Here is a 19,360-nt window from a genome sequence, read left to right on the forward strand (position 1 = left end):
CGGCCAGACGGTGCAGTTCCGCTGGCGCGTCGGCACCGACTCGTCGGTCGCGGCCAACGGCTGGCACCTGGACGACATCAAGGTCCAGGCCTGCGAAACCAAGGAGAAGGACGACACCCTCTTCCGGGATGGCTTCGAAGGTCCGCTCTGACCGATCTGATCCGGCACGGGGAAAGGGCGCCGCAGGGCGCCCTTTCCTTTTCCCGGGTCGCCGCGTGGCGGTCGCGCCGGACAGGAGGCCGTCGGCCTGGAACTGACAGTGTCGCCTCTGGCGCTACACTGCGCACTGTGTTCTCCGGCAGAAACCGCCCCCATTCCGCATGAGCAAGACCCGAGTCCTCACCGGTATCACGACCACCGGCAGCCCGCACCTGGGCAACTACGTTGGCGCCATCCGGCCGGCCATTGCCGCCAGCCGCAGCGACGATGTCGAGTCGTTCTTCTTCCTCGCCGACTACCACGCGCTGGTGAAGTGCGAAGACCCGCAGCGTGTGCAGCGCTCGACGCTGGAAATCGCCGCCAGCTGGCTGGCCTGCGGCCTCGACCCGGATCGCGTGTATTTCTACCGGCAGTCGGACATTCCCGAGATTCCCGAGCTGACCTGGATCCTGGCCTGCAGCACCGGCAAGGGCCTCCTCAACCGCGCGCATGCTTACAAGGCCGCGGTCGACGCCAACGGCGCCGAAGGCGACGATCCCGATGCCGGCATCACCATGGGCCTGTACTCGTACCCGGTGCTGATGGCGGCCGACATCCTGGCGTTCAACGCGCACCGCGTGCCGGTCGGCCGCGACCAGATCCAGCACATCGAGATGGCGCGCGACATCGGTGCGCGCGTCAACCACCGCTATGGCGAGCACTTCGTGCTGCCGGAGGCCCAGGTCGACGAGCAGGTCGCGACCCTGCCGGGACTCGACGGCCGCAAGATGTCGAAGAGCTACGACAACACGATTCCGCTGTGGCTGCCGGACAAGGCGCTGAAGGCGGCGATCGCGCGCATCGTCACCGACTCGCGCGCGCCGGGCGAACCCAAGGACACCGCCGGTTCGGCGCTGTTCGAGATCTACCGCGCGTTCGCCAGCGCCGGGGAAACCGCGGCGATGGCGCAGGCCTTCGCCGACGGCATCGGCTGGGGGGAGGCCAAGCAGAAGCTCTACGAGCGCATCGACAGCGAGCTGCGGCCGATGCGCGAGCGCTATTACCAGCTGATCGCCAAGCCGGGCGAGATCGAGGAGATCCTGCGCTTCGGTGGCCGCAAGGCACGCGCGCTGGCGATTCCGCTGGTGTCCTCGCTGCGCATGGCGGTCGGCATCGCCCCGCTGTTCGCCGTTCGTGGCGATGACAGCGCCAAGGGCAAGGCCGGCAAGGAAGCGCAGCCGCGCTTCGTCAGTTTCCGCGAAGGCGAGGCCTTCCGCTTCAAGCTGCTCGACGAGCACGGTGAACTGGTGCTGGAAAGCGTCGATTTCCCGGACCCGCAGACCTGCGGGCGCGCTGTCGGCGTAGTCAAGAAGTCGATGGTGTCGCGGCAGCCACTGCCGCTGACGGAAAGCGCCAGCGGTTTCGAGCTGGCCGGCGAGGGCGGTGAGGCCCTGGCTCGCGGTGCCGATGCCGGGCGCTACGCGCAGGTCGCCGAAACGATGGCGGTCCTGCTGGCCTGATGCCCGCTACGGCGGGCGCCCTGACGGCGCCCGCCCATGCCTCACTCAGTCCGCACGCTGCAGGTCGTCGAGCAGCGCCTTCAGGAAGCGTGCCGCTTCGCCGCCGGTGCAGGCGCGATGGTCGAAGGTCAGCGAGATCGGCATGACCTTGTGCGCCTCGAAACCGCCGACGACCGGACGCATCTCGTGCCGGGCCTTGCCGGCGGCGATGATCGCCACGCACGGCGGCACCACCACGGGCGTCGCATAGCGACCGGCGAACACGCCGAAGTTGCTCAGGCTGATGGTGTAGCCCTTCAGCTCTTCCGGCGGGATCGAACGGTCCTCGACCTGGCTGCGCAGGCGGTTGACCGCTTCGCGGATCTGCGCCGGGGCCAGCAGGTCGGCGTTGCGCAACGCCGGCACGAACAGGCCTTCCGGTGTATCGACGGCGATGCCAACGTCGACGTGCGGATGCAGCGTGCGGGTGCCCGCCGCGCCGTCGAACCACGCGTTGAGCGCCGGCACCTCGCGGCAGGCGGCGACGATCGCGCGGATGAGTCGTGCGGTGACGTCGGGCTTGCCGCTCCAGGCGTGCACGTCGGCGTCGTCGCACAGCGTCGTCGGCACGACCTGGGCATGCGCCTCGGCCATGATGCGCGCCATGTTGCGACGCACGCCGCGCAATGGTTCCGGCTGGCCCATCGCCGGCTGCTCGCTCGGTGGCGAGGTGCGCACCGGCTTGCCGGCGGCGGAGACGCTGGTGCGCGTGCGCGTGCCGTCCGCGGTTGCAGCGGGGGCGGGTGCCGGCGCCGCCGTGGCAGCCGCCGCCGGTGTGGCAGGCGCGGCGCCGGCCGCTCCGATGGCGGCACTGCCATCGGCGGCCGCGGCCTTGACGTCGGCCACGGTCACCACGCCATCGGCGCCGCTGGGGCGCACGCGCGCGATGTCGACACCGAGCTTGCGTGCCAGGGCCCGCACGGCCGGCACGGCCTTGACGCCGCCGATGGTGGCGGCCGCTTCACGATGCACGCGGTCGCTGCTTTCCATGGCACCGACGACGGTGCCGGCATCGGCGCTCTGGGCGGCCCCGGCAGGCTTGGCCGCTGCGTCGGCCTCGGCCTTTACCGGAACGGGCGCGTGATGCTCCGCGGCGCCGCCGCCATGGTGGTGGCCGGTGTCTTCGGCTTCGGCGCGCTGCGCGGCGCCTTCGGCCAGTTCAAAGCCGGCCAGCGGGCTGCCGGTGGCAATGACGTCGCCGGGACCGCCGAACAGCTTCACGACGGTGCCGGTGTACGGCGACGGCACCTCGACCACGGCCTTGGCGGTTTCCATGGACACCAGGGGTGCGTCGAGCTTGATGAAATCGCCTTCCTTGACGTGCCATTCGACGATTTCCGCGTCGGGCAGGCCTTCGCCGAGATCAGGCAGGTTGAACGTCTTCATGTCGTAGTCCGCAGTTGGAATTCAAAGTCCGGAGATGCACGGGCACGGCGCCGGGAGATTGCCGACGACCGCCCGTCCGTTCGACCGCCGTTTCCTCACGACACCGCCAGCGTGCGCTTCGCCGCTTCGACGATGCGCTGGACCGCCGGCAGGTACTTCATCTCCAGGCGGAACAGCGGAATGTGGGTGTCGTAGCCGGTGACGCGCTCGACCGGGGCGACCAGGTCGTACATCGCGTGTTCGGCGAGGCGGGCGGCGATTTCGGCGCCGACGCCCACGTTCTTCGGCGCCTCGTGCACGATCACGCAGCGACCGGTCTTGGTCACCGATTCGTGGATGGTGTCGAAGTCCAGCGGCTTGATGGTCGCCACGTCGATGACCTCGGCGCTGATGCCTTCGGCGGCCAGTGCGTCGGCGGCCTCCAGCGTTTCCTTGATCGTCGCGCCCCAGCTGACCAGCGTCACGTCCTTGCCGTCGCGCAGCACGTAGCAGACGTCCAGCGGCAGCGCTTCGCCGTCATCCGGGACTTCTTCCTTGTACTGGCGGTAGATGCGCTTGGGTTCGAAGAAGATCACCGGATCGGGATCGCGGATCGCCGCCAGCAGCAGGCCGTAGGCGCGCGCCGGCGACGAGGGAATCACCACTCGCAGGCCGGGTACATTGGCGAACAGCGCCTCGTTGGCTTCGGAATGGTGCTCGGGCGCACGGATGCCGCCGCCCCAGGGTGCGCGCACGACCAGCGGGCAGCTCAGGCGGCCACGCGTGCGGTAGCGCATGCGGGCGGCGTGGCACATCAGGTGTTCGAGCATCGGGTAGATGAAGCCTTCGAACTGCGCTTCCGCCACCGGCTTCATGCCCTGCGCCGCCATGCCGACGCTGAGGCCGGCGATCGAGGTCTCGCACAGCGGCGTGTCGATGACGCGCCACGGACCGAACTTCTCCTGCAGGCCGACGGTGGCGCGGAACACGCCGCCATTGACGCCGACGTCCTCGCCAAGCACGACGACGCTTTCATCGTGCGCCAGTTCCCAGGCCAGCGCCTGGGTGACCGCTTCAATCAGGGTGATCTCAGCCACGGCCCACCTCCCGGCTCACGGCGAGGGCGCGCTGCTGGGCGATCTCCAGCGGCATGTCGGCATACAGGTGGTCGAACATGGCTTCCACGGGTTGGGCACGGGTATTGAGGTAGGCATCGACCTCTTCGTTGACACGGCCCTCGCATTCGCTCTTCCAGGCCTCTTCCCTGGCATCGCTCCAGGCGCCCAGGCGCGTGAGATAGGCGCGCAGGCGGCCGAGGGGTTCGCGTTGCCAGGCTTCCTTCACCTCGGCGTCGTCGCGGTAGCGGCGCGCGTCATCGGCGGTGGTGTGGTCGTGCAGGCGGTAGGTGACCATCTCGACCACGCTGCCACCGCCGCCGTTGCGCGCGCGTTCAATCGCCTGGTCCATGGCTTCGCGGCACGCGATCAGGTCGTTGCCGTCGACCTGCAGGCAGTCAAGTCCGCCGGCCAGGCCCTTCTGCGCCAGCGTCTTGGCGCCGGTCTGCTTGCTGCGCGGCACGGAGATGGCCCACTGGTTGTTCACCACCACCATCACCAGCGGCAGCTGGAAGGCGCCGCCGCAGTTGAGCGCGGAATAGAAGTCGGCCTTCGAGGTGCCGCCGTCGCCGCAGACGCTGACCGCGACGCGCGGTTCGCCGCGCACCTTGAAGGCGAGTGCGGCGCCGGCCGCGTGCAGGCACTGGGTGGCGATCGGCACGGCCCAGGCGAAATCGTGGCGCGGGCCGGAGAAGTCGTTGCCGCGCTCGTCGCCGCCCCAGTACATCAGCACGTCGCGCGGTTTCACGCCACGCCAGAACTGCGCCGCATATTCGCGGTAGGCCGGCGCCAGCACGTCTTCCGGGCGCATCGACGAGCCGATCGCGGCATGCGCGGCCTCATGGCCCAGGCAGGAGGCATAGGTGCCCAGCTTGCCGGTGCGCTGCAGCGCGATGGCCTTGGTGTCGAAGATGCGCGTGAAGCTCATCAGCTGGTAGAGCTGCACCAGCTGGTCCAGGTCGCGGGCGATGGCGGGCAGGGTCTTGCCCATCGGGTGGCCATCGGTATCGAGGTACTGGCGGTACTCGATCTCGAAGCTTGCGGCTACGGTCACGGAATCGATCCTTGTGCAAAGGCGCCCTCAATAGCACCGCCGTCGCAAAGGTGGCAAGGCGCAACGCGCCATGTGCGGCGGCCGGGGGCGAAGGGTGGGCCGGTGGCTATACTTGCCGTCCGGTCAAACTGGGAAGCAATGATGGCAGATCACGACAACCTGCGTGTTATCGAGGATTCCATCGAGCGTGACCTGCGCGAGAAGCTCGATTACGGCGGTTATCTGCGCCTGGACCAGTTGCTGTCGGCACAGCATCCGGTGTCGTCGCCGCCGCATCATGACGAGCTGCTGTTCATCGTCCAGCACCAGGTGGCGGAACTGTGGATGCGCCTGGTGATACACGAATTGAAGGCGGCGGTCGCGCTGATCGTGGAGGATCGCGTCGGGCAGGCACTGAAGGTGCTGGCGCGCGTCAAGCAGATCCAGCGCCAGCTGTTCGAGCAGTGGTCGGTGCTGGAGACCCTGACGCCCAGCGAATACCTGCAGTTCCGCCACCTGCTCGGCCCGGCCTCGGGCTTCCAGTCCTTCCAGTACCGCACGATCGAATTCCTGCTCGGCAACAAGAACGCCGGCATGATCGCGGTGTTCGCGCACGATCCGGAGCGGCAGGCCCTGCTGCGCGAAGTGCTGGAATCGCCGAGCCTGTACGACGAATTCCTGCGTTGGCTGGCACGGCACGGACACGACGTGCCGCCGGAGTGCATCGAGCGCGACTGGTCGCAGCCGTATCGTCGCCATGCCGGACTGCTGCCGGTGTACCGGCGCATCTACGAGAATCCCGACGACCACTGGGAGGCGTACAACATCGCCGAGAAGCTGGTCGACGTCGAGGAAGGCTTCCAGCTCTGGCGTTTCCGGCACATGAAGACGGTCGAGCGGATCATCGGCTTCCGCCGCGGCACCGGCGGCTCCAGTGGCGTCGCCTTCCTGAAGCGGGCGCTGGACCTGACCTTCTTCCCGGAACTGTTCGAGGTCCGCACGCACCTGGGCAGCGACGCCAGCGACTGAGGCGGACGGTGCGTCGGCTGCGCCGGAACGAGTTGGCCTACGGCGAACAACCAAAAAAAGCCGCCTGATGTGGCCAGGCGGCTTGCCCAAGGGGCGGGAGGGCCCCGATGAAAAGGGAGTGTCCGATCAGAAGGACTCCGCGAACGCCGCTTTCGTTCCACATCGGGCCGGCCGGCTTCAGCGGACGCTCATCGAGACAGCGCCTTTCGCGACGGATCCGTGGGGATGGTTGCAAATACCCGTTAAAATGAACGGCTTTTTCACGTCTTCCGGATTGCCGCCATGCTGGACAAGAGCTTCGACCCCGCCGCCATCGAATCACAGTGGTACCAGCGCTGGGAGGACCTGGGCCTGTTCCAGCCGTCCGGCAAGGGTGAGCCGTACTGCATCCTGCTGCCGCCGCCCAACGTCACCGGCACCTTGCACATGGGGCACGCGTTCCAGCACACGCTGATGGACGCCATGGTGCGTTACCAGCGCATGCGCGGCCGAGACGTGCTCTGGCAGGTCGGCACCGACCACGCCGGCATCGCCACCGAAATGGTGGTCAGCCGCCAGCTGGCGGGAGAGAACCTCACCCGCAACGACCTGGGCCGCGACGCCTTCGTCGAGCGGGTCTGGCAGTGGAAGCAGCAGTCCGGCGACACCATCACCCGGCAGATGCGCCGGCTGGGGGCGTCCGGCGACTGGTCGCGGCAGGTGTTCACCATGGACCCGATGCCGTCGACGGCGGTGATCGAGGCCTTCGTGCGCCTGCACGAACAGGGTCTGATCTATCGCGGCCAGAAGCTGGTCAACTGGGATCCGGTCCTGAAGACGGCGATCTCCGACCTGGAAGTGGTCAGCGAGGCCGAGCAGGGTTCGCTGTGGTCGATCCGATACCCGCTCAGCGATGGCAACGGCTACATGACGGTGGCGACGACGCGCCCGGAGACCATGCTGGGCGACGTCGCCGTGGCCGTGCATCCCGAGGACGAGCGCTATGCCCACCTGGTCGGCAAGACGCTGACGCTGCCGCTGACCGGACGCGAGATCCCGATCATCGCCGACGCCTACGTCGAGCGCGAATTCGGCACGGGCTGCGTCAAGATCACCCCGGCGCACGACTTCAACGATTACGCCATCGGCCAGCGCCACGGCCTGCCGATGATCAACATCTTCACCGACGAGGCGACGATCAATGACGCCGCTCCGGAACGGTTCCGCGGCATGGACCGCTACGCCGCGCGCAAGGTGGTGCTGGCCGAACTCGAGGCCGAAGGCCTGCTGGTCGAGGAGACCCCGCACACGCTGCAGGTGCCGCGCGGCGACCGCACCGGCCAGGTCATCGAGCCCTACCTGACCTGGCAATGGTTCGTGAAGATGGACGACATGGGCCGGCGCGGCCTGGAGCTGGTCGAGAACGGCCAGGTGAAGTTCGTGCCGCCGAACTGGATCAACACCTACCGGCACTGGCTCGGCAATATCCAGGACTGGTGCATCAGCCGGCAGCTGTGGTGGGGCCATCGCATCCCGGCCTGGTACGGCGACGACGGCCAGGTGTTCGTCGGGCGCGACGAGGCCGAGGCGCGCAGCCGCGCCGAAGCCGCCGGCTACACCGGTGCGCTGCGCCAGGAACAGGATGTGCTCGAGACCTGGTTCAGTTCGGCACTGTGGCCGTTCTCGACACAGGGCTGGCCGGACGAGGCGGCGATGGCGGAACGCGGCTTCGACCGTTACCTGCCCTCGTCGGTGCTGGTCACCGGCTTCGACATCATCTTCTTCTGGGTGGCGCGCATGATCATGATGAGCGACCACTTCACCGGCAGGGTGCCGTTCCACGACGTCTACATCACCGGCCTCGTCCGCGACAAGGACGGCCAGAAGATGTCCAAGTCCAAGGGCAATGTCCTGGATCCGATCGACCTGATCGACGGCATCGGCCTGGACGAGCTGGTCGCCAAGCGCACCACCGGCCTGATGCAGCCGCAGGCCGCGAAGAAGATCGAACAGGCCACGCGCAAGGACTACCCGGAAGGCATTCCCGCCTTCGGCGCCGACGCGCTGCGCTTCACCTTCGCGTCGCTGGCCAGCCACGGCCGCGACATCAAGTTCGACCTGGACCGCTGCAACGGCTACAAGGCGTTCTGCAACAAGCTCTGGAACGCCGCCCGTTTCGTGCTGATGAACACCGGCGACTACGTGGCCGGGGACGCGGCGGCGCCGGTCACCGACAGCGAGCGCTGGATCGTCGGGCGCCTCTCGGCGACGCTGGCGGAAGTCGAGCGGCAGTTCGCCGACTACCGTTTCGACCTGGCGGCGCAGGCGCTCTACAGCTTCGTCTGGGACGAGTACTGCGACTGGTTCGTCGAGTTGGCCAAGCCGGCCTTGCAGGGCGAGGACCCCGTCGCGCGCCGCTCGACGCAGCACACGGCGCTGGTCGTGCTGGAGGCGGCGCTGCGCGCACTGCACCCGATCATTCCCTTCGTCACCGAGGCGATCTGGCAGCAGGTGGCCGCGCGCCTGGCGCTGCCGGGCGACAGCATCGCGCAGCAGTCGTGGCCGGCGGTCGCCGTCGACGGCGAAACCGAGGCCGCCGGCCGCGGCATCGAGTGGCTGAAGGCGGTGGTCTCCGGCGTGCGCGGCTTCAAGAGCCAGATGGGCCTGTCCCCGGGTCGCGAGATCGAGCTGCTGTTCGCCGGTGGCGATGCCGCACAGGCGGCTCTGGTCGAGCGTTACGGCAGCGCCTTGCGATTCCTCGCCCGCGCGACGACGCTGACGGTGCTCGCTGCCAGCGATCCCGAACCGGCCGGAGCGACCGTGGTCGCGCAGTCCGGCGACCAGCGCGTGCTGGTACCGGTGGCGGGCCTGATCGACGTCGGCGCCGAAGTGGCGCGCCTGGACAAGGAGATCGCGCGCGTGCGCGCCGAGATCGGCAAGTGCGAGGGCAAGCTGGGCAGCGAGAGTTTCGTCGCCCGGGCGCCGGCCGCGGTGGTCGAACAGGAGCGCGCGCGCCTGGCCGACTGGCAGGGCCAGCTGGCCGGCCTGGTCGCCCAGCGCACCCGCCTCGCCGGCTGAGGACCGCGGCCGCGCCGGCGATCAGCCGGCGCGCCGCCCGGCCGGGGGACGTGGCCCGAACAGGGCGCTGCCGACGCGCACCAGCGTCGCGCCCTCGGCGATCGCCTGCTCCAGGTCGTCCGACATGCCCATCGACAGGGTGTCCACGCCCGGGCAGCCCTCGCGCAGGCGCTCGAACAGCCGGCGCATGCGCGAGAACGCCGAGCGCCGCTTGGCCTCGTCCGGATGCGGCTGCGGGATGGCCATCAGTCCGCGCAGCCGCAAGGTGGGCTGTGCACGCACCAGTTCCGCCAGGCCGTCGATGTCCCCCGGCGAACAGCCGGACTTGCTCGCTTCGGCGTCGATGTTCACCTGGATCAGCACGTTCAGCGGTGGCGCCTGTGGCGGCCGGTACCTGGCCAGCGGGGCGACCAGCCTGGCGCGGTCCAGGCTCTGCATCCAGTCGAAGTGCCGCGCCACGTCGGCGCACTTGTTGGACTGCAGCGGGCCGATGAAATGCCAGGTCAGGTCCAGGTCGGCGCAGGCGGCGATCTTCACCACTGCCTCCTGCACGTAGTTCTCGCCAAAGGCCCGCTGGCCCAGCGCCGCCAGGGCGCGGACACGCTCCGCCGGCTGCGTTTTCGACACCGCCAGCAGGTCCACCGGACGGCCTGCGGCAGCGGCCGCGATGCGCCGCTGGCAGGCGCTCAGCGCTGTGGACAAAGGATCACTCATCGTCGTCGGCACGGGGTTATACTCGGTCAGCCCGGCATCGGCCGGGTCGGCGCCGCAGTCGCTCCGGGAGGGCGGACGGCGGTCCGGAACGGATTCTACGCAAGGGGGAGACATGGATATCGCGGAACTGCTGGCCTTCTCGGTCAAGAACAAGGCATCGGACCTGCATCTCTCGGCCGGCTTGCCGCCGATCATCCGCGTCGACGGCGATGTCCGGAAGATCAACCTGCCGGAGATGGACCACAAGCAGGTGCACGCGCTGGTCTACGACATCATGTCGGACAAGCAGCGTCGCGACTACGAGGAGTTCCTCGAAGTCGACTTCTCGTTCGAGATCCCCAACCTGGCGCGCTTCCGCGTCAACGCCTTCAACCAGAACCGCGGCGCCGGTGCGGTGTTCCGTACCATTCCCTCGCAGGTGCTGTCGCTGGAAGACCTGGGTTGTCCGCCGGTGTTCAAGGAGCTGCTGGACCAGCCGCAGGGCCTGATCCTGGTCACCGGCCCCACCGGCTCCGGCAAGTCCACCACCCTCGCGGCGATGATCGACTACATCAACCGCAAGGAATACGCGCACATCCTCACCATCGAGGACCCGATCGAGTTCGTGCACACCCCGCACCGCTGCCTGATCAACCAGCGCGAAGTGCACCGCGACACGCACGGATTCTCCGAAGCGCTGCGCTCGGCGCTGCGTGAAGACCCCGATTACATCCTCGTCGGCGAGCTGCGTGACCTGGAAACGATCCGCCTCGCGCTGACCGCCGCGGAAACCGGACACCTGGTGTTCGCCACGCTGCATACCTCCAGTGCCGCGAAGACCATCGACCGCGTCATCGACGTGTTCCCCGCGGGCGAAAAGCCGATGGTGCGCTCGATGCTGTCGGAATCGCTGCGCGCGGTCATCGCGCAGGCGCTGCTGAAGAAGGTCGGTGGCGGCCGCATCGCCGCGCACGAGATCATGGTCGGCATCCCGGCCATCCGCAACCTGATCCGCGAGGACAAGGTCGCGCAGATGTACTCGGCCATCCAGACCGGCCAGCAGCACGGCATGCAGACGCTCGACCAGTGCCTGCAGGACATGGTCCGCCGTGGGGTGGTGACCAAGGCGACCGCCATCAGTTACGCGAAGCAGAAGGAAATCTTCAGATGAGCGACGGCCTCGAGCTGATCAATTTCCTCAAGAAGATGGTCGAACTGAAAGCGTCCGACCTCTTCGTCACGGCCGGCCGCCAGCCCAGCCTGAAGGTGCACGGCAAGCTGATGGCGCTCACCGAACAGCCGCTGACGCCGCAGCAGAGCAAGGAGATGGTGCTCAACTCGATGAATCCGAACCAGCGCGAGCAGTTCGAGAAGCATTACGAGTGCAACTACGCCATCAGCGTCACCGGCCTGGGCCGTTTCCGCGTCAGCTGCTTCTACCAGCGCAACGCGGTCGGCATGGTCATCCGCCGCATCGAGATGCGCATCCCGACCATCGAGGAGCTGAAGCTGCCGGCGGTGGTCAAGGAACTGGCGATGGTCAAGCGCGGCCTGGTGCTGTTCGTCGGTGCCACCGGTACCGGCAAGAGCACCTCGCTGGCGGCGATGCTGGGCTACCGCAACCGCAACTCGTCCGGCCACATCATCACCATCGAGGACCCGATCGAGTACGTGCATCGCCATGACGGCTGTATCGTCACGCAGCGCGAGGTCGGCATCGATACCGAAACCTTCGAGGCGGCGCTGAAGAACACGCTGCGCCAGGCGCCCGACGTCATCCTGATCGGCGAGGTGCGCACGCGCGAGACCATGGAGCAGGCGATCACCTTCGCCGAGACCGGCCACCTGTGTCTGGCCACCCTGCACGCCAACAACGCCAACCAGGCCATCGACCGCATCCTGCACTTCTTCAGCGAGGACCGTCGTCCGCAGGTGCTGATGGACCTGTCGCTCAACCTCAAGGGCGTGGTCGCCCAGCAGCTGATTCCGCACGTCGACGGCAAGAGCCGCCGCGTCGCCATGGAAGTGCTGCTCGGCACGCCGCTGGTTCAGGACTACATCCGCGTCGGCGACGTGCACAAGCTCAAGGAAGTGATGAAGGAATCCACCAACCTGGGCATGCGCACCTTCGACCAGAGCCTGGTCGAGCTGTTCCACAACGGCGAGATTTCCTACGAGAACGCGCTGCGCCACGCCGACTCGAGCAACGAAGTACGCCTGGCCATCAAGCTGGCGAAGGGCGGCGACGCCCACTCGCTGTCGTCGGGCCTGGGCGACATCGAACTGCTGGAGTAACGGGACGACCGGGCGGCCACCGCGTGGAGCGATGCCGGGGCCGCCATGGCCGCCATTGGAGGGGCCGGGCGTACGCTGCGGCGATTTGCGTGACCGGGCCTTGGCCGCTTTGAACCTTCCGTTCGCTGCGCGCATCGAAGCGGTATGGACGGAAGCGGCTGGATGCGACAGGACCATGACACCGTCGACAGGGCTGATGCCGACACGGTCGACGTGCGTGCCGCAGCCGCTGGCGACATACCGGCCTTCGAGCGCCTGTTCCGCCGCCATTCGGCGCGCATACACGGTGTCGTCTGGCGCCTCGCTGGTGGCGTCGAGGCGCGTGCCGAGGACCTGGTCCAGGAGACCTTCCTGCGCGCCTGGCGCAACCTTGCCCGTTTCCGCGGCGAAAGTCTCTTCTCGACCTGGCTGCATCGTCTTGCCGTCAACACGGCGCTGATGGACCTGCGGGCCAGCCGCAGTCGCCCGGACACCGACGCCGCGCTGCCCGAGGACCTGGGGTCGCACGAAGAACACCCGGGGCATGAGATGGACCTGCAGCGCGCGGTCGCCAGCCTGCCGCCGCGTGCGCGGGCGGTGCTCGTGCTTCACGACATCGAAGGCTGGCAGCACGGCGAGATCGCCGCCGAGCTGGGCATGGCGACCGGTACCTCGAAGGCGCAACTGCACCGGGCGCGGCAGTTGTTGCGCCAACGTCTGGAAGGACATGGACATGGATGACGAACTGGATCTTGATCTGCGCCGGCGACTGCGTGGCCTGGCAGAGGACCGCCCGCTGCCGGTCGATCTCTGGCCGGCCATCGAGGCCCGGTTGCCGGCGACCGCTCCGGCATCGCCGGTGCGCCCGGCATGGACATGGGCCGCCGCTGCGGCGCTGGTGATGGCGGTGGCCGCGGCCTGGCTGCTGCCGCTGCGGAACGGGCCGGACCCTGCGCTGCAGCCATTGGTGCAGGCCGAGCCGGCAAGGAGCCTGCACGCCGATGACGCCGATACGCTGCTGCGCGCCTACGACGAAATACTCGCCTTTGAAGCCGGCCTGCCAGCGCTGCACTGGCAGCATCAACTCGGCCGACCGGGTGGACGCGAGCGCCTGGCGGCAAGGCGCGAACTGGATGCTTCGCTGCGCGAGCTCGCCGCGGCGTTGCGGATCGAACCCGGCTCCCAACTCCTGAGGCGCCTGATGCATCAGACCCTGGGACAGCGCGTTGCGATCAGCCGCGACGCCTGGACCGCCTGACCGGGCCACCCACCCAATCCTTGAGGCCACAGACCATGCTCGATCGAATCGCACTCCTGCTCCTCCTGTCCGCAGCCACTGCCGGTGCGCGGGCGGGCACGCCGATTGATGAAACGCGCCCCGGACAGGCGGGCATGCACCTGCGCGTGGAAAGTGTCGCCGGCAGTGTCCGGCTGACGCCGGGCAGCGACAGCCAGGTCGTGATCCGCGGCACACTGGGCGACGGCAGCAAGCCCCTCCGGATCGACGGCGACGGCAGCCGTCTGTCGATCCAGGTGGAAGCGGAAAGCAATGGCTGGGGCAGCCGGATGGCGCCGAGCACGCTGGAGATCGAGGTGCCGTCCACGGCGCGGGTGGAGATCAACACGGTCAGCGCCGATGTCGGCGTGTCCGGCATTGGTGGCAGCGAGGCGCGTATCGAAACCGTCAGCGGCGCGATTGACTACCGCGGAAGCGGCGAACGCGTGCGCCTGAAGACGGTCAGCGGCCGGATCCACGGCGAAGGCAGTGGCAGGCACTGGACGGTAGGCAGCGTCAGCGGCTCGATCACGATGCCGGAGGCTTCGGGCGAACTCGACGTGGAATCGATTTCGGGAACGATCGATGTGGCATTCCGTCCCGCCAGCCGCGTCCACGTGGAAACGGTTTCCGGGCGCATCGAAGCCACGGGCGTGCTGGCGGACGGGGGCGACATCGACATGCAGAGCGTCAGCGGCGCGCTGAACCTGCGCCTGTCCGGGCAGACCGATGCGCGGATCCAGGCAAAGACGTTCTCGGGCAAGGTCGAAAGCGATTTCGGCACCGTCGAGCGCGGTGGATTCGGCGGCGGTTATTCGCTGGATACGCGCGTGGGATCGGGCGCCGGAACGGTGCGCGTGGAGTCCTTCAGCGGCAAGGTGACGATCCGCGGGAATTGAGGCCGTCGTGCCGATCCGGCGGCGATGTCGTGGCGCTCGCCGACGGCGGCCCACGCATCAGCTGGTGCCGGTCGGGGTCGCGGACAGCAGTTTCCTTACCGGTTCGAGCTGGTCGGCGTACGCCTGCCAGCGCAGGTGGCTGCGCTGGTGGACAGGCTCACGCAATTGCGGCGCGCTCGCCGAGCGAACCGGCTTGGCGTTGTTGCGGAAGTCCAGGAAGGCCGGATCCCAGTCCAGTCCGCAGAACGCCATGATCGCTGGTGCATGGACTTCGGGCGCCTGCACGAGGAGGTCGTAATCGACCTCGAGGATCCGCCCCGGAAACACGCGCTTCCAGTGCGCCATCAGCCGTTCGTACATCAGGAAGTAGCGGGCAACGTCGAACAGGTCGTAGCTGTAGTCGAAATAAGGTGAGCCCGGTGCGAACACATGCCGGAAGTTGCTCAGGCAGGTGTCCAGTGCGTTGCGGCGGACGGCGATGAAACGGGCATCCGGCAGCGCCTGGGCGATGAACCCCAGGTAGAGGTAGTTCTGCGGCAGCTTGTCGGTGAAGTGGGCCGTCGATCCCGTCGCCGGACGGGTGCTTTCCAGATAGCGTCGGCCCAGCGCGTTCCAGTCCGGGTCAGGGCTGGATCGGATGGCGTCCGGATCGAAGGGATTGAATGTCCTTTCGCCCAGCGCCTGCTTCCAGGCCACCGGAAAGTTGAAAAGTTCGCCCGCCGGGTACACGTCCGGGTGGGCGGACAGGATCCGGTCCACCAGCGTCGTACCCGAGCGCGCCATGCCGAGCACGAACAGGGGCTCGCCGGATCGATGGCCCAGCGACGGGTCGCCGGCAGTGGTCACCCGCTCCGCGATGGCTTCGAACAGCGCCGCGTCGCGTTCGCTGCTGTAGTTGCGATAGGGGCGCATCGCCGCCTTGGCTTCGGCCAGCTGGCGGAACGATTCCTCGCACTGGTCGAGGTCATCCAGCTCCTTGGCGAGCGCGGCACCCAGATACAGCCTTGCCATGGGATCCTGGCCATGGCGGGCCAGAAGGCTGCGCAGTTGCGGCAGGTGGTTGCGCCCGGGCGTCTGCCGGCGATTGATCGACAGGTTGTAGTACGCAGGCCAGTGCCGAGGATCCGAGGCCAGGCAGGCCTCGAAAGCCTGGTCGGCCCGGTCCAGCTGGCCGTCGCTGCCCAGCCACACCGCGTGGTTGAACTGGAAACCCGGGTCGCGCGGTGCCAGCGCAGTAGCGCGTGCGAAGGCCTCCCCGGCCTGCGGGTGCATGGCGCACTCGCTGCGGATCACGCCGACGGTATCGGCGATGAGCGGGTCGTGCGGGTGGGCCTCGAACAGCTCGGCGCATATCGACAGCGCCTCGCTCCAGCGACAGAGCGCCGCCAGGGCGCGCGCAAGGTAGATCCGGTAGTGGACCGTGCCCGGGCGGAGTGACGATGCCCGGCTGAAATGTTCGAACGCGCGCTGGCTCCAGCCCATCTCGATCGCCGCATGGCCGAGTGCGAAGTGGACGCCATCATCGTCCGGGGTGATTTCGGCCAGGGATTCCGCGGCCCGATAGGCCTCGTTCCATCGGCCAGACGCCACCGCCTGCCGGACGGATGTGCGCAGGCCCGGGATGGTGCTCGTGTTGGAGGTCATAGTGCCGGGGTCGTTGTCGACGGACGGCTGTTCGCCGCAGGTGGGGATCGTCGCCCAATGCCGGACCGCCTACAAGTCCGACGGCACGGATGGTGCAACCCGGCGCCATGAATATCGCGCCGCCTGAAAAAGATACGGCCCCATTTCTGGGGCCGTATCGTGTTGCTCAGGTGTTGCTGTTACGCGATCAGAACGTCTGCTTGTACTTCGCGTACCAGAAACGACCCAGGTCGAAGCCGCCGTAGTAGGCGAAGTTCGAGTTCGGCTGCGAGAACATGACCGGGCCTTCGTGGTCGGTCACGTTGTTCGCACCCAGGGCCACCGTCGCACCCCACGGAGCATTCCAGCGGAACTGGAGGTCGTGGAAGGTGTTGGAGCCGACGCGGTTGATCGGCGTGATGATGCCCTGGGTGTCCGGGGCAGCATAGTCCGGATGCGTGCAGATCTCGTCGAAGTAGCACTCTTCCTTCATCGCCGAGTAGTAGCGCATGCCCCAGGTCACGCCGAAGTCACCCAGATCCCAGCTCAGGCTGAGGTTGGAACGGAGGCGGAAGTTCGCACCGAAGCTGGTGTGAACCGACTCGTATTCCTGCGTCACGTCCGTCTTGCTGTTCAGCTTGCTGGTGTAGCTGTTGTTCCACACAGCGCCGAAGCGACCGAAGTCGGTATCGAAGCGGTAGCTGATATCCCAGTCGAAGCCTTCGGTTTCGACGTAACCGGAGTTACGACCACCGTAGCTCAGGCTGTTGACGATACCCAGGACCGGATCACGCGTGAACATGGCGCAACGCGACGCGATGTTCAGGATGTAGCAGTCGTACAGGATCTGGTTCGGGGTGTCGCTGACAACGGTGTTCTCGATGCGGTAGTTCCACCAGTCGACACCGATGTTCAGGCCTTCGATGAAGCCCACCGACCAGACAGCGCCGATGGTCTTGGACTCGGAGGTCTCCGGCTGCAGCAGCGGGTTGGAGCCGCTGAAGAACGGAACCGGCGTCTGGTCGGCACGAGCCTGCGTCGGGATGAAGCCCTGGCGCAGCTGGCGATAGACGTTCGGACCGCTGCCACCCCACTCGGCCGGATCCCAGATACGGGCGTGGCCGGTATCGGCCTGGCAGCGCGCCGTGTTGGCGGCGTCACCGAAGCGGGCGTCGCACGGATCGTGGAAGTTGGTGGTGAAGGTCTGCGAGCCGCCGCCGTACAGACCGGCGATGCTCGGAGCGCGGAAGCCTTCAGCCCAGGTACCACAGATCAGCAGGTCCTCGAACGGACGCCAGCGCAGGCCCAGCTTCGCGTTGGTGGTGTCACCGAAGGTCGAGAAGTCGGAGTAACGGGCTGCGGCGTTCAGCGACAGCTCGTAGAAGCCCGGGATCTCGGCCAGGATCGGCACGTCGATTTCGGCGTAGAACTCGTCGACCGAGTAGCCGCCCTGCGTGGTGGTGCTGGCCAGCGACGAATGGTCGCCCGACTGACGCAGCGCGTCCGGAGCGTACAGGCCCTGCTCACGACGGTACTCGTAGCCCACCGCGAAGCCCAGGTCACCCGCCGGCAGCGTGAACAGCGTGCCGCTGAAGTTGGCGTAGTAGGCCGTGGTCGAGGTCTCGGCGATCGTGTGCTCGCGCGGGAACAGGAAGTTGACGACCGCGGGGTCATCCAGCGAGTTCGCGATCGAGCCGCGGCCGAAGCCGGCGAACGGATTCCACGGCACGCAGGAGGTCAGCGAGATCGGGGCATCCGGCGTACCGCACTGGACGACGCCCGAGCTGTTCATGAACGACGGGCCGACCGCAGCGCTGACGCGGGACGGCTGCAGGTTGCCGGTACCGGTCTGCAGCTGCGTGCTGCGGGTGTACATGTAACCGACGTCCCAGTTGAAGAAGCGGTCGCCGATGTCGAAGGCGCCGTCGAAGCCGCCGGTGAAGCGCCAGGTGTCGGCGTCATAACCGGTGTAACGCGGCACTTCCCAGCCACGACGGGTCCAGGTCAGCAGGCCGGTGTTCTCGCCCGTGCCCCAGTTGCCGACCGGGTTGAACCAGCTGTCCGGCGACATGTGGGTGTTCGGGATCGTACCGCCAGCCCACGAGGAGCCGGACTGGTACGGATAACCGGCGACCTGCATCTCGGAGAAGCGGTGCGTGTAGCCGACGTCCGTGGTGAAACGGGCCCAATCGGTCACGTCATACGCACCGGACACATAGACACCCTTGCGCTCGAGCGGGTTGTAGATGTGCATCTGGTCGCTGGAACGCGAGACGTCGCCCGTACCCGGGGTGCCATCCTGCGGATGGAAACCGGTGAACGTGCGGGCGTCGGAACCCGGATCGGCGACCCAGTAGGTGCCGCCGTGCAGGAAGCGGCCGTACTGGCCGACGGTGGTGTAGCTGTACTGCGGGTAGCCCGGATAGGAGTCGGCGGTGTACCAGCGGTCGGGGGCGAAGATGCCCTCTTCCTTGTTGTACTCGGCGGACATCACGATGTGGCCGCGCTCGCCAGCCATGCCGATGGTGAAGTCGTAGGCCTGACGCGGACCATCGCCTTCGCCGTACTCACCGTAGTACAGGTTGACTTCGGCGCCGGTGAAGTTGCGACGGGTGATGATGTTCACCACGCCGGCGATGGCGTCGGAACCGTAGATCGACGAAGCGCCGTCCTTCAGGACTTCAATGCGCTCGATGATCGAGGCCGGGACCTGCGACAGATCCTGCAGACCACCGGTGGTGGTGCCCAGGCGCTTGCCGTTGATCAGGACCAGGGTGCGGGTCGCACCGAGGTTGCGCATGTCGATGTACAGGCCACCGACCGACTCGCCCGAGCTCAGCGGCTCGGAGCGGCTGATCGGCGGGGTGCCGGCTGCAGTCATGTTCTGCAGGATGTCGGCGACGGAGGTCAGGCCCTGGGCCTCGATGTCCTCGCGGCTGATGGTCAGAACCGGCTGCGCCGTTTCCAGGTCCACCTGGCGGATGCGGGAGCCCGTGACCTCAATGCGATCGAGGGTGCGCTCTTCGGAATCCTGATCTTGCTGGGCGAAGGCGGTGCCGGTAAAACCGACCGCGCCGATCACACCGACCGTCAGGCCGGCGCGAATCGCCTTGTACAGGGGGTTGTTGCTAAGTCTCATTAGACACTCTCCAACGTCGTGAGTTGACTTCGGGACATGGGACCCGTCCATGGGCGAGCCAAAGGGCCACCGAAACCATGGCGGTCTGGAGTCTAACAACATTTTTACAAGCCCGGCAATCCCTTCTGTTTTCGTTAAGGATTGCGGCGAAGCCGCCCCA

The 19,360-nt window shown here is 67.4% G+C and carries 14 protein-coding genes; 8 read left to right on the forward strand and 6 right to left on the reverse strand.

Going from position 1 to position 19,360, the window contains the following annotated elements:
• Nucleotides 1-320 precede the first annotated feature (320 nt).
• Nucleotides 321-1,658: a tryptophan--tRNA ligase gene (locus EDC25_RS05540; RefSeq protein WP_123523201.1), complete on the forward strand. Its 1,338-nt coding sequence runs from the start codon at nt 321-323 to the stop codon at nt 1,656-1,658.
• A gap of 45 nt (nt 1,659-1,703) precedes the next feature.
• Here EDC25_RS05540 and EDC25_RS05545 read toward each other — a convergent pair whose 3' ends face one another.
• The 3 genes from EDC25_RS05545 to pdhA form a co-directional block, all read right to left on the reverse strand.
• Nucleotides 1,704-3,083, reverse strand: a complete 1,380-nt coding sequence (locus tag EDC25_RS05545) for a dihydrolipoamide acetyltransferase family protein (RefSeq protein ID WP_132577290.1) — start codon at nt 3,081-3,083, stop codon at nt 1,704-1,706.
• Nucleotides 3,084-3,178: 95 nt separating this feature from the next.
• Complete coding sequence (locus EDC25_RS05550; RefSeq protein ID WP_123521445.1) at nt 3,179-4,159, reverse strand: alpha-ketoacid dehydrogenase subunit beta; 981 nt, start codon at nt 4,157-4,159, stop codon at nt 3,179-3,181.
• Entirely contained in the window at nt 4,152-5,231 is a 1,080-nt protein-coding gene (gene pdhA / locus EDC25_RS05555) for a pyruvate dehydrogenase (acetyl-transferring) E1 component subunit alpha (protein ID WP_123521446.1), read from the reverse strand. The genes EDC25_RS05550 and pdhA overlap by 8 nt, the downstream gene beginning before the upstream one ends.
• 141 nt (nt 5,232-5,372) lie before the next feature.
• On the opposite strand from pdhA, the gene kynA reads away from it, so the two are divergent.
• Both kynA and EDC25_RS05565 read left to right on the forward strand, forming a co-directional pair.
• Nucleotides 5,373-6,239 carry a tryptophan 2,3-dioxygenase gene (gene kynA, locus EDC25_RS05560; RefSeq protein WP_123521448.1) on the forward strand — a complete coding sequence of 289 codons (867 nt, stop codon included), beginning with the start codon at nt 5,373-5,375 and terminating at the stop codon, nt 6,237-6,239.
• 282 nt (nt 6,240-6,521) lie between these two features.
• Nucleotides 6,522-9,296, forward strand: coding sequence for a valine--tRNA ligase (locus EDC25_RS05565; RefSeq protein ID WP_123521447.1), 2,775 nt, complete (start codon nt 6,522-6,524; stop codon nt 9,294-9,296).
• 21 nt (nt 9,297-9,317) lie between these two features.
• Here EDC25_RS05565 and EDC25_RS05570 read toward each other — a convergent pair whose 3' ends face one another.
• Entirely contained in the window at nt 9,318-10,010 is a 693-nt protein-coding gene (locus EDC25_RS05570) for a YggS family pyridoxal phosphate-dependent enzyme (RefSeq protein WP_123521418.1), read from the reverse strand.
• A 112-nt stretch (nt 10,011-10,122) separates the two neighbouring features.
• On the opposite strand from EDC25_RS05570, the gene EDC25_RS05575 reads away from it, so the two are divergent.
• The 5 genes from EDC25_RS05575 to EDC25_RS05595 all read left to right on the forward strand — a co-directional run bounded on the left by EDC25_RS05575 (nt 10,123) and on the right by EDC25_RS05595 (nt 14,438).
• Nucleotides 10,123-11,160 (forward strand): type IV pilus twitching motility protein PilT, encoded by a 1,038-nt coding sequence (locus tag EDC25_RS05575; RefSeq protein ID WP_123521417.1) that lies wholly within the window; start codon nt 10,123-10,125, stop codon nt 11,158-11,160.
• A complete protein-coding gene (locus EDC25_RS05580; protein WP_123521416.1) occupies nt 11,157-12,284 on the forward strand; it encodes a PilT/PilU family type 4a pilus ATPase in 1,128 nt (375 codons plus the stop codon). The genes EDC25_RS05575 and EDC25_RS05580 overlap by 4 nt, the downstream gene beginning before the upstream one ends.
• Before the next feature lie 162 nt (nt 12,285-12,446).
• Nucleotides 12,447-13,004, forward strand: a complete 558-nt coding sequence (locus EDC25_RS05585; RefSeq protein ID WP_123521420.1) for an RNA polymerase sigma factor — start codon at nt 12,447-12,449, stop codon at nt 13,002-13,004.
• Nucleotides 12,997-13,521: a hypothetical protein gene (locus EDC25_RS05590; protein ID WP_123521415.1), complete on the forward strand. Its 525-nt coding sequence runs from the start codon at nt 12,997-12,999 to the stop codon at nt 13,519-13,521. Before EDC25_RS05585 ends, EDC25_RS05590 begins: the two co-directional genes overlap by 8 nt.
• A gap of 35 nt (nt 13,522-13,556) precedes the next feature.
• Nucleotides 13,557-14,438, forward strand: a complete 882-nt coding sequence (locus EDC25_RS05595) for a DUF4097 family beta strand repeat-containing protein (protein WP_123521414.1) — start codon at nt 13,557-13,559, stop codon at nt 14,436-14,438.
• A 57-nt stretch (nt 14,439-14,495) separates the two neighbouring features.
• Here the strand turns inward: EDC25_RS05595 and EDC25_RS05600 are convergent, their stop codons facing one another.
• Together EDC25_RS05600 and EDC25_RS05605 are read right to left on the reverse strand one after the other, a co-directional pair.
• On the reverse strand, nt 14,496-16,082 hold the full coding sequence (locus tag EDC25_RS05600) for a tetratricopeptide repeat-containing sulfotransferase family protein (RefSeq protein WP_123521413.1): 1,587 nt from the start codon (nt 16,080-16,082) through the stop codon (nt 14,496-14,498).
• Between the two features lie 187 nt (nt 16,083-16,269).
• Complete coding sequence (locus EDC25_RS05605; RefSeq protein WP_123521412.1) at nt 16,270-19,200, reverse strand: TonB-dependent receptor domain-containing protein; 2,931 nt, start codon at nt 19,198-19,200, stop codon at nt 16,270-16,272.
• Nucleotides 19,201-19,360 lie beyond the last annotated feature (160 nt).

Source organism: Pseudofulvimonas gallinarii (assembly GCF_004343305.1).
Classification (GTDB): domain Bacteria; phylum Pseudomonadota; class Gammaproteobacteria; order Xanthomonadales; family UBA2363; genus Pseudofulvimonas; species Pseudofulvimonas gallinarii.

Excerpts from the sequence above, each read along its gene's own strand:
- EDC25_RS05540 (WP_123523201.1), top strand. The coding sequence starts at position 321 with ATGAGCAAGACCCGAGTCCTCACCGGTATCACGACCACCGGCAGCCCG.
- EDC25_RS05545 (WP_132577290.1), bottom strand. The coding sequence starts at position 3,083 with ATGAAGACGTTCAACCTGCCTGATCTCGGCGAAGGCCTGCCCGACGCG.
- kynA (WP_123521448.1), top strand. The coding sequence starts at position 5,373 with ATGGCAGATCACGACAACCTGCGTGTTATCGAGGATTCCATCGAGCGT.
- EDC25_RS05565 (WP_123521447.1), top strand. The coding sequence starts at position 6,522 with ATGCTGGACAAGAGCTTCGACCCCGCCGCCATCGAATCACAGTGGTAC.
- EDC25_RS05570 (WP_123521418.1), bottom strand. The coding sequence starts at position 10,010 with ATGAGTGATCCTTTGTCCACAGCGCTGAGCGCCTGCCAGCGGCGCATC.
- EDC25_RS05575 (WP_123521417.1), top strand. The coding sequence starts at position 10,123 with ATGGATATCGCGGAACTGCTGGCCTTCTCGGTCAAGAACAAGGCATCG.
- EDC25_RS05580 (WP_123521416.1), top strand. The coding sequence starts at position 11,157 with ATGAGCGACGGCCTCGAGCTGATCAATTTCCTCAAGAAGATGGTCGAA.
- EDC25_RS05585 (WP_123521420.1), top strand. The coding sequence starts at position 12,447 with ATGCGACAGGACCATGACACCGTCGACAGGGCTGATGCCGACACGGTC.
- EDC25_RS05590 (WP_123521415.1), top strand. The coding sequence starts at position 12,997 with ATGGATGACGAACTGGATCTTGATCTGCGCCGGCGACTGCGTGGCCTG.
- EDC25_RS05595 (WP_123521414.1), top strand. The coding sequence starts at position 13,557 with ATGCTCGATCGAATCGCACTCCTGCTCCTCCTGTCCGCAGCCACTGCC.
- EDC25_RS05600 (WP_123521413.1), bottom strand. The coding sequence starts at position 16,082 with ATGACCTCCAACACGAGCACCATCCCGGGCCTGCGCACATCCGTCCGG.
- EDC25_RS05605 (WP_123521412.1), bottom strand. The coding sequence starts at position 19,200 with ATGAGACTTAGCAACAACCCCCTGTACAAGGCGATTCGCGCCGGCCTG.